Annotated in this window: 15 protein-coding genes; all 15 read left to right on the forward strand. The window is 41.2% G+C overall.

The window, feature by feature from the left end:
• Positions 1-173: 173 nt before the first annotated feature.
• The gene (locus B2Y23_RS08110) at positions 174-1,733 is read left to right on the forward strand and encodes a phage portal protein (protein ID WP_291370113.1); all 1,560 of its coding nucleotides are present in this window, start codon (positions 174-176) and stop codon (positions 1,731-1,733) included.
• The gene (locus B2Y23_RS08115; RefSeq protein WP_291370115.1) at positions 1,730-2,023 is read left to right on the forward strand and encodes a head-tail connector protein; all 294 of its coding nucleotides are present in this window, start codon (positions 1,730-1,732) and stop codon (positions 2,021-2,023) included. The genes B2Y23_RS08110 and B2Y23_RS08115 overlap by 4 nt, the downstream gene beginning before the upstream one ends.
• A 7-nt stretch (positions 2,024-2,030) precedes the next feature.
• Entirely contained in the window at positions 2,031-2,387 is a 357-nt protein-coding gene (locus B2Y23_RS08120; RefSeq protein WP_291370117.1) for a phage head closure protein, read from the forward strand.
• Positions 2,372-2,842 carry an HK97-gp10 family putative phage morphogenesis protein gene (locus B2Y23_RS08125; protein ID WP_291370119.1) on the forward strand — a complete coding sequence of 157 codons (471 nt, stop codon included), beginning with the start codon at positions 2,372-2,374 and terminating at the stop codon, positions 2,840-2,842. The genes B2Y23_RS08120 and B2Y23_RS08125 overlap by 16 nt, the downstream gene beginning before the upstream one ends.
• Positions 2,839-3,213 (forward strand): DUF3168 domain-containing protein, encoded by a 375-nt coding sequence (locus tag B2Y23_RS08130; RefSeq protein ID WP_291370121.1) that lies wholly within the window; start codon positions 2,839-2,841, stop codon positions 3,211-3,213. The genes B2Y23_RS08125 and B2Y23_RS08130 overlap by 4 nt, the downstream gene beginning before the upstream one ends.
• A 68-nt stretch (positions 3,214-3,281) precedes the next feature.
• The gene (locus B2Y23_RS08135) at positions 3,282-3,761 is read left to right on the forward strand and encodes a phage tail tube protein (RefSeq protein ID WP_291370123.1); all 480 of its coding nucleotides are present in this window, start codon (positions 3,282-3,284) and stop codon (positions 3,759-3,761) included.
• Complete coding sequence (locus tag B2Y23_RS08140) at positions 3,761-4,198, forward strand: hypothetical protein (protein WP_291370125.1); 438 nt, start codon at positions 3,761-3,763, stop codon at positions 4,196-4,198. The genes B2Y23_RS08135 and B2Y23_RS08140 overlap by 1 nt, the downstream gene beginning before the upstream one ends.
• Before the next feature lie 68 nt (positions 4,199-4,266).
• A complete protein-coding gene (locus B2Y23_RS08145) occupies positions 4,267-4,431 on the forward strand; it encodes a hypothetical protein (RefSeq protein ID WP_291370127.1) in 165 nt (54 codons plus the stop codon).
• 61 nt (positions 4,432-4,492) lie between these two features.
• On the forward strand, positions 4,493-4,942 hold the full coding sequence (locus B2Y23_RS08150) for an Sbal_3080 family lipoprotein (protein WP_291370129.1): 450 nt from the start codon (positions 4,493-4,495) through the stop codon (positions 4,940-4,942).
• A 96-nt stretch (positions 4,943-5,038) separates the two neighbouring features.
• Positions 5,039-5,728 carry a hypothetical protein gene (locus tag B2Y23_RS08155; protein ID WP_291370131.1) on the forward strand — a complete coding sequence of 230 codons (690 nt, stop codon included), beginning with the start codon at positions 5,039-5,041 and terminating at the stop codon, positions 5,726-5,728.
• A gap of 76 nt (positions 5,729-5,804) precedes the next feature.
• Positions 5,805-8,351, forward strand: coding sequence for a hypothetical protein (locus B2Y23_RS08160; protein ID WP_291370133.1), 2,547 nt, complete (start codon positions 5,805-5,807; stop codon positions 8,349-8,351).
• Positions 8,352-8,359: 8 nt separating this feature from the next.
• Entirely contained in the window at positions 8,360-8,827 is a 468-nt protein-coding gene (locus B2Y23_RS08165; RefSeq protein ID WP_291370135.1) for a hypothetical protein, read from the forward strand.
• Positions 8,828-9,319 (forward strand): hypothetical protein, encoded by a 492-nt coding sequence (locus tag B2Y23_RS08170; protein WP_291370137.1) that lies wholly within the window; start codon positions 8,828-8,830, stop codon positions 9,317-9,319.
• Complete coding sequence (locus B2Y23_RS08175; RefSeq protein WP_291370139.1) at positions 9,316-9,630, forward strand: hypothetical protein; 315 nt, start codon at positions 9,316-9,318, stop codon at positions 9,628-9,630. The genes B2Y23_RS08170 and B2Y23_RS08175 overlap by 4 nt, the downstream gene beginning before the upstream one ends.
• Positions 9,627-9,895, forward strand: a 269-nt coding sequence (locus B2Y23_RS08180) for a hypothetical protein (protein WP_291370141.1), incomplete at its 3' end; no start/stop codon positions are given. The genes B2Y23_RS08175 and B2Y23_RS08180, both read left to right, overlap by 4 nt.

A 9,895-nucleotide genomic window follows, 5' to 3' on the forward strand; every position in this document is an offset into this window, starting at 1 on the left:
GGGAAATCTAATAAGGATTCTGAATTTTTACAAAACTTAAACTTCACTCCCGTAGTGGATGATTTTGGCTTAAGGGTTTTGAAAAATGCAAAATTAGATTTACCACCTAAGCAAGAGCCTCAACCTAAAGCAAAAACCAAAAGTAAAACCAAAGCAAAATAAGGCGGTAAATAATGGGCTTTTTCGGAAATTTATTTGGTAAAAAGAAATCCCTCCAAGGAGTCCATTCAAACCAAGGGTGGACTTCTTTATTTGTACATGAGCCTTATTCTGGCGCTTGGCAAAAGAACGATGAACTGACCCGGGAGGATTTGGCAGCACATCCAGCAGTTTTCTCATGTATTTCTTTGATCTCCCAGGATATTGGAAAAATGGGTATTTTGCTTAAAAAGCAGAAAGGCGGAATTTTAGTTGATGCGCCCATTCCTAAGGATCTGGTAGTTCTTAAACGTCCAAACCACTACCAGAACTGGCAGCAGTTTTTAGAGTTCTGGATGATCTGCCGAAAATTACGCGGTAATGCATACGGGTTTAAAATCCGTGATGTGTTTGGGCAGGTTACTAAAATTGTTATTTTAAATCCAGATCAGACAAAGCCGCTAATCAGTGATGATGGACAAGTCTTTTACCAACTTGGCGTAGATCGGCTGAATGGTACCGAGTCAGTTGTTGTTCCGGCCTCTGAAATCATTCATGACCGTGAAAACTGTCTTTATCATCCACTGGTAGGTATTCCGGCTATTACTGCTTATGGGATTTCAGCGGGATTGGGTTTAAACATTCTGAAAAATTCCAAAACTTCTTTTGGGAACATGAGTCGACCAAGCGGCATTCTGGTTGCGCCGGGTGCAATTTCAGAAGAAAAGGCTAGAGCTATTGGTGCAGCATGGAATGCGAATTATACAGGCCAGAACATCGGTAAAACTGCTGTACTGGGTGATGATCTGAAGTACCAGCCAATCAGCATGACAGCCTCAGATACTCAAACTATTGAGCAACTGAAAATGTCGAATGAGATTATTTGCTCAGTGTTACATGTGCCAGCGTTTAAAGTCGGGTATGGAACAATCCCGGCAGGGCAGAAGGTTGGTGATTTGAATGAAATCTATTTCTCTGACTGTCTACAAAGCCCGGTAGAAGCTATTGAAAACTTGCTTGATGATGCATTTGACTTAAAAGCGCGTGGCCTTGAAATATTCCTTGATGTTGATTCTCTGCTCCGCATGGATAAAGAAACCAAAATGGGCATTCAGGAGCGCGGTGTTAAGGCTTCAATCTTCACACCAAATGAAGCGCGTCAACAGTTTAATTTAGAGCCTTTGGTGGGTGGTGACACGGTTTATATGCAACAGCAGAACTATTCTCTTGAAGCATTGTCTAAACGTGATCAGACGGATGATCCTTTCAATACCTCTGCAAACAAAGAGGAAGAAGTCAAAAGCATCTTATCAGCTGTTCGATCCAAGACTATTTCGGCAGATGTGGGTGCTCGATTGATTACTAAAGCATATCCCGGACTTTCTGTTGATGATCTTTCAATTATTGAGGGAAAATCACTACGAAATAGTGGTTTCGAATCGCTTTACAAGGGGGTGTTTGGTTCGGATCAGCTATATACCACAGGCCAGTTTGTGACGCATAAAGGCTCGTTATGGCACTGTGAAAAAGATCATTCAGGCGAATTTAGCCATGAAAACTTCAAATTGGCTCAAAAGAAATGGGGTGAATCATGAGCATAGTCACTATTGATCAAGTGCGTGAGCATCTGCGATATGACACTGAAGATAATGATCCAATGTTAGAAATGTATATTAAATCCGCTGAAAATGCGGTTTTAAATTATGTGACGGATACGTTTGAAAACAATGTTTATCCAGATGATGTAAAGCATGCTGTTTTACTCATGGTTGGCATGTTTGATCGTGAGCGCGAACCAAGTAAAGAGTCATCAATTATTGATAATTATTTGCCACCAGCAGTACGTGCCTTGCTTTATCCATATCGTACACCAACGGCCATATAGGTGATTTATGCAATCAGGCAAATTACCCCACCGCATCACCATCGAGCACGAAATTGAAGGTGAGCAAGATCAGGTCACGGGTCATGTACCTATCATCTGGACTGAATTCACCAAAGTTTGGGGGAAACTTGAGGCTTTATCCACAAAAGATCAGCTTCAAGCCCAAGCCATTAATTCAACAATGACAGCGCGGTGCCGCATTCGATACAGCTCAACAGCAAGTCAGATTAATTCAACGATGCGCGTGTTGTTCCGTGGCAAGTACTGGAAAATTGACGGTGATCCAATTCCAGATAATGAAAGCGGTCTTGAGTGGTTAACCTTAAACCTTGCTGAAGGTGAATCATCATGGCAGCCGAATTAATTGAAGGTATGAGTCAGTTCAAACAAAAAATAGAACTACTTTCAAATCCTAAAAAAGCCAAACAATTTGCACGCAAAGCAGCTCGTCAAGCAATGAACATTGTTCGCGATGATGCACGTAATAATGCCAAGATGATTGATGATTCAGAAACAGCAGAAAAGATTCATAAAAATATTGTGACGCAAGGCGGGAAAAGTCGAAACTCAAATGAGATTGTGATGAGAGTCGGCATACGGGGTGGGGCAGCCATGAATAAGAGCTCCAATCGTGAAGCTTTATCGGGTCTATCGGGCGGCAATACAACATATTGGCGTTTTATTGAATTTGGCACATCACTTATTCAAGCATTCCCGTTTATGCGATTAGCACTTTCTCGAAATATCGATAAAGTCATAACAAAGTTTGTCCAGGTATTCGATGCTGAAATCACGAAAGCATTAAGCGGGGTCACATGACAGCACCTATTTTTGAATTGCTCAATGCCAGTGATGAGGTTAAGGCCTTTCTGCAAACTGGCAATAAGTTGCGAGCTTATGAGTTTGGCCTGGCACCAGATGCACCGCAGAAGCCGTATTTAGTTTGGCAGGATATTTCCGGGGTTCCTCAGAACCATTTGGATTGCCCGGCCAATACTGATCACATCACGATTCAAATTGATATTTACACTTTAGAGCCGCTGCAATTGCGAACAATTCGTGAGGCAGTGCGAAAAGCTTTAGAGCTTGATAACTCATGTACTGTGACAGATCTGCGCGGTAATGAGCGTGAACCAATTACAAAGCTTTATCGAACCGGTTTTGATTCAAACTGGTTTGTAGATCGATAAACAGAATTTTCCACATAGCACCCAACCGGGTGCTTTTTTTATGCCTAAAAATTGAGGAGTAGCTACTCATGGCGAAAAAAGGCGTTTTATCAAACGGCACAGCGGTATGGATTGTCCATGGTACTGTTCCAACATTAACAAAGATGGGTTGTATTAAGGCTTTGGCTCTGGGTGATGATAGCGCCAGTGAAATTGATACAACATGCCTAGAAGAAACTAGTACCAAAACTTCTGAATTTGGACTTAGCACACCAGGTGAAGGCTCAATTCAAATCGATACAGATCCTAAAAACTTATCGCATATGACTTTGTTGGAGCTTGCTGCCAATAAAGAAAAAGTAATGGTGTATGTGGGCTGGTCTGATGGTATTGCAGAACCGACATTAACCGGCAGTGATGTCACATTGCCTACGACTCGCACATGGTCGAGCTTTGAAGCAATTCTTCGCAAGGGCTCACCAGTGTTCGCCGTTGATGCAATGGTGAATCACACAATTCCTATGAAGCGACAAACTGAAGTAACTGAAGAATTTAAGGTGACTCCATAATGGCTAAATTGACTTTAGAGAAAGCAAAAAAAGCAGTCGGGATTGGTAGTTTTGTTGAAAAAACTATTAAGTTTCGCGATGTAGATGGCAATCAATTTGAAGGCGAAATCTTTATTAAGGTTTTATCTTCAGAAGAAGTGGCAAATATCACGGATATTTTGAAGCTCGAAAAAGATGAAAAATATACCAATAGCCAATATCGTGATGCAATGTTGGTTCAAGCAATTTTTGAAGGGAAGGACAAACCATTTTTTCCCGATTTAAAGAGTGCAGGCCAAGTGTCTGATGAAATGAAGGTCGCAATGTATCTGGCTGCTGATCAGGTTATTAATTTCACGGGAAAGTACTGGATCTCGACGAAGAGTCAGAATTCTACTGCGAACTCGTCAGCTGCGGAATCGGCGGACGAACCATCGCAGAAGCAAGAAGCAACCTAAGCAACACTGAGCTTCAAACGTGGAAGGCTTTCCGTCAGAAACGTGGAACCTTATTTTTAGGTAGACGGATGGAACAGGAATTTGGCCGTCTTTTTGCGCGGTACTTGAACACAAAGCTCCCAGAAGATAAGCAGATTGAAGATGCTCGCATCTTTATGGTTCATGAAGAAATTCTAGAAACAACTTTTGAAGAAGAAAGAATAAAGGCTATAAAGAAAAAGGAATCAACTTAGGTTGGTTTCTTTTTACTCATAAAATTAGTATCTTGTGATTACTTATGAAAAGAGTATTCACATGAAAAAATTATTAATAGTGGGATTGGTTGGGATTGGTCTGGTGGGGTGTAGCAGCATTAATGTAAAAACGGTTCCTGTTGGTACTATTAAGCAAGTGTCTGCGTTATGTATTGAAGATAATCCAAAAGTTACCGTCCCTGAATTCAATACTTATTTAAAAGAAGCCTTTCTGCGTCATGAAATTAATACTAGGCTTTATGATAAAGGTACCGTACCTGCAGATTGTAAATACAAGCTAAATTATGTTGCATATAGATCGTGGGATCTTGCAATGTATTTATCTCAGGTAAAACTAGAGTTATTTGAGAAAGAAAATTCAATTGCTGTTGTAAATTGGCAGCAAGGAAGTGGAGCCTTAAATAAATGGAGAAGCAGCCAAGGAAAAGTTTATTACTTAGTAGATGAGCTGCTCGGAGAAGCAAAAAATAAAGGTGAGGCAGTGAAATAAATAAAAATAACCTGCCAAAAGCAAACCTCTCTCGGGAGGTTTCTTTTTGTTCGGTAACTTAGTATCTTGTTCTAAATTATAAATTTGGGGTGGGGTATGGCTATAAATCCGTGTAAAGAATGTGGTGGACCAGTAAGCGATAAAGCTGAAAGTTGCCCTCAATGTGGGGCGAAGCAACCAAAAAAAACCAGTGTGCTGGCATGGATTGGATTAGTGCTTATTATTTTGGCTGGCATAGGAATGTGCGCTGAAGAAACAACCAAAAGTAATTCCCAGCAAACCCAAGAATCAAAACCTGTAGAATCAAATGAGATAGTTAAAACAGAGGATCCAGCACAACAGGTAGAGCAACAAAAAGATAAATGGGGATATAACACCACGAAGGATGAAATGAGGGGTGTGGAAACCAAATTTGCAACTATCGTTAGTGAGAATACAGTAAATTTTGATTTTCCATATGACGGTGGTTCGAAGCTGATTTTAACCCTTAGAAAAAAGGGAAATGAAACTGATGTCATGGTTACAATATCAAAAGGACAGATACTGTGCAGAATAGATGGGTGTGAAGCTGCATTTAAATTTGATAAAGGTGCGGTGCAATCTATAACAATGGCTGAGCCTGATAACCATGCATCTGATGTTTTATTTGTGATGTATGACAATACGGAATCAAAAATTATTAATAGTCTTAAAAATTCAAAAAAACTGGTAATAGAAGTTCCTTTTTACCAAGTGGGAAAGAAGCAATTTACTTTTGATGTCAGCGGCTTAAATTGGAGTCTGTGACATAAAAATTTAAAAGCAATTTAATCAAAACAGTGAAGCACCCAATCGGGTGCTTTTTTATTGCCTGAGGTTTTGTATGAGCACCAAACTTGGAACATTAACGCTAGATCTAGTTGCAAAGATTGGTAATTTTACGGGACCAATTAAAGACGCAGAAAAGCAAACCAAACTTAGCTTCGACAACATGCGAAATCATGTTAATAATTACGGTGCTGTCGCAGTGGCGGGGGCTGCTGCTGTTGGGGCGGGCGTTTTTGCAATGGCGAATGAGTACGCCAATGCAGCACGTGAATTGCAAATTTTTGCGTCAATCTCAAATACCACTACCCAAGAATTTCAAAGAATGGCTGTTGGTGCCCAAACAATGGGTATTAGCCAAGAAAAACTTGCAGACCAATTAAAAGATTTTAATGAAAAATTGGGTGAGTTCATCACGATTGGTTCAGGTGGTGCGGTAGATTTCTTTGAACAAATTGCAATTAAAACTGAGGGGTCTGCGGAAGGTGCGAGAAAATTAGCACTTGAAATGCAAAATCTTTCTGGTCCTAAGGCGCTACAGCTGTACGTTGATAAATTAGAGGAAGCTGGCGCCACTCAACAGCAAATGTCTTTCTATTTGGAAAGCATGGCTTCAGACACTACAAACCTAATTCCGCTTTTAAGAGATGGCGGTAAGGGTTTTGAATATTGGGCTGATGCTGCTGAACGTGCCGGCGCGATTATGGATGAATCAGCTATCGCTAAAGCCAATGAGCTTAAAGTGCAGATGGAATTGCTGGGCTTGCAGGTTGATGGTGCAAAAAATAAATTCATCCAGGGGTTAATGCCCGCACTGGTATCAGTCGGTGATGGTATGTCTAATGCTGCAACTGAAACAAACTTAATGTCTGATGCAGGCGAAACCCTTGGAGAGGTATTTAAGGGTGTTGCTGCAACTGGTATGGGTGTTTACGCAGTTGTTAAGATGCTATCCAATGCGATTGCAGGATTGGCGTTTACAGCGGTAGAGGCAAAAAATAACGTAGACAAAGCCGCAGAAAAAGGTTCTTGGGCAGATAATTTACCAGGTATTAAGTTTGCCAAAACATTGATTACTGGCTCAGTTCTTGCCCGAGCACCTAATAGCGGTGTTGCTATGGCAGCCAAGGACAATGCAAAGGTTGCTGATGATGTCGCCAGTTCAATCGGTAGAATTTACAGCAATGCTGTCAATCAATCTGTGTCGGCAATGGCTAAAATTCAAGGTAGTCAAGCAGGCGTAACCAAAGGGGCGGACGAGTGGATTAAGAAACAAAATGCTGCCGCTAACGCAACAAAGGCAACCACTAAGGCGCTAGAAGAGCAACAAGCAAAAGCTCGCGATTCTATTTCATATGAATATCTCGATGACTTTGCAAAATTTGCAGAAGACTATAATCGTCAAGTTGCTGAAATAAAGAAAGCTAATTTCGGCTCTTTAGAATCTGAATATATTTCTAAGGCTAAAGCTCGGTATGAATATGAAGAGGAAATGTATCTTCGCCAAGTTACCGAGGAGATAAATAATTTCAAATGGTCTGAGGAACAAAAGCTCAATTATTCATTTGAGACACAGCGCATCATGGTTAGTGAGTCGGGTAAATTTAACGATGAGCTGAAAGCCTTAAAGCTAAAAGCCATAGATGAACAATATGCTATCGAATTACGTAAGGCTCAATGGCATGCACTTGAAGTACGCCAAACCTTAGAAGATTCGATAAAAGGACTTTCTGGTGGTGCTGATGATATTTTTGCGAAAGCAACCATGTCTCCGAAAGATTACTCCAAATGGGCCATTGATAATGATCATTCAAGTGCTCAAGTCTCTTTGAAAAATCAGCGCGTCGGTGTTGAACGCGAGATCATGACGAGTGATGCATACTCAAATGATGATGAACGATATGAAGCACTTTTGCAGGCACATCAAGAGTATCGCGATGGATTGGCGGCTATTGATGTTCAGTACGATCAGCAAGTTAAAGATTTAGCTCAGTCACAGCACGACGCTCAAATGAATATTTGGCAAGACCTACTTTCTCGTACCGGCACCATCTTTAATGATATGGCTGCAATGGTGAAGGAAACAGCAGGAGAGTCTAGTGCTGCTTACAAAGCAATGTTCTTAGTCAATCAAGGCATCTCTATTGCGCAGGCACTCATCAACACTGAAGTTGCAGCGACTAAAGCTATGGCAGAGGGCGGCATGATTGCCGGCATTCCAATGTCAGCTGCTATTCGTGCGCTTGGTTATGCCTCGGTTGGCCTGATTGCAGGTCAGACCATTGCTGGTATGGCCCACGATGGTATCGACAATATTCCGAAAGAAGGTACTTGGCTGTTGGATAGAGGTGAACGTGTCGTTGATAGTCGGACGAATAGTGATTTGAAGAACTATCTTGCTGATGGCGGTGGCTCTAAAGCACCTAATGTAAATGTCTATACATTACCCGGTCAAACTGCTGATGTATCAATGAATAGTGACGGAAGTTTGGATGTTCGCATTCGTAAAATTGCTGGGGAGTATTTAAACGGGCAGCTATCAAACCCGAATAGTCAGACCAGTAAAAACATGAAGCAGAATTTTAATGTAGCGCAAAGACGATAGGAGGCGATATGCCAGAACTAAATAGGCTTGCATATTGTGTCCAGCAATCTGGCTATAGGGTAGATTTTGGTAATGACGTGATAGCACAAAATCTTGATGGCGGTCCAAGCCGTTATCGTCGGGATGTTCGCGGGAACTCGCATACCGTAAATGTGAGTTGGGTGTTAAAACTGAAAGGCTATCAATATCTAACCGCTTTTTACCGGGTCTGGATGCGCAATCCATCACAACCATTTTTAGCGGAGTTGATTATTGATGATGAGCTAAAGGACTATGAATGTTTCTTCAAGTCGGCAATTCAACTTAATTCCAAAGAGGGTCTTGTATACCGGGTTTCAGCTCAACTAGAGGTTAAAGCATTGATTGCAGATGATGCATTTGATGATGCACTGGTATCGCTTGGATCGGGCAGTGATATTTTTGAGCCGCTTGAGGAGCTGGTGAATGTTGATCTGCCAAATGCCTTGGAGCTTTAAATGACTGACTATGTATCTTTCTTTCTCAATGCTCAAGGCGGAATTGTTTCACTGGATTGTATTGAAATAGCACATTCAAGCTTCGCCAAAGTATTTCGCTATGTCAGAAATGACACCAGTGGAATTACGGTTAAGCATGAAGATGGCTTCGACTATTTTTATGAGTTTCAGCAAATGGAAATAGGCCGAAAAAATATCACGAATGATTTGGACCAGGTATTTAGTATTACTTTGGCTGATTATGATGATGTGTTAATTAAGGCTTATGAGAATTTAACCGACAACATACCGCCGACTTTTAAATACCGAGTCTATCGTGATGACGATTTGTCTGGGCCCATGCAGATCATTCAAACCTTGGATATTGTCAGTATGAATAAAGATGGTACGGGACTGGTCACTTTTGATGCACAAGCACCTGAACTGAATTCAGTTCGAACCGGGGATTCGTATTCAATGGAACGATTCCCCATGTTGCGAGGCACCTTATGATTGATGAGCTACTGGATCGCGAATTTCGTCATGGATATACCTGCAATGAGTTTGCGTGTGAGGCATGGAAACTGGTAACAGGTGAAGACCTATCACAGCGATTAGAACTATTTCTGAACGGGGGTGAAGGTTTTGAGCGACTGGATAAACCGATCAGCCCCTGTCTTGTTTTTTTTCATAATTCAGCCCGAAGTGAGACCCACATCGGGCTTTTTTATGAGGGTCGGGTTTTACATCTGGCAGCGAGGGGTGCTCAGTATGTGCCCCTTGAATTTATTGTTGGTTATAAATATTGCGAGTTTTATCAATGAAACGTGTGTTTATTATTCCAGATCCTTTCAACAAAGAAACATGGTCTGATGAAAGTGTTGAAGATGTTTGCGAATATTTAAAACAGCAATTTGCGGTATTTCCTAAAAATACCCGCATTTATCACAACCAGATTGCAGTAAAAAATGATGTGACACCGACTGATGAGCGCTCGATTAAACACTTGCAAAGTCTGGAGGGTGATTTTTATGTGGTGATTTATCCATCTGAGTTGCTAACGATTATATATTGGGCAGTGCTGATCGT

Origin of the sequence: Acinetobacter sp. UBA5934, from assembly GCF_002430855.1 — a bacterium.
Lineage (GTDB): Bacteria > Pseudomonadota > Gammaproteobacteria > Pseudomonadales > Moraxellaceae > Acinetobacter.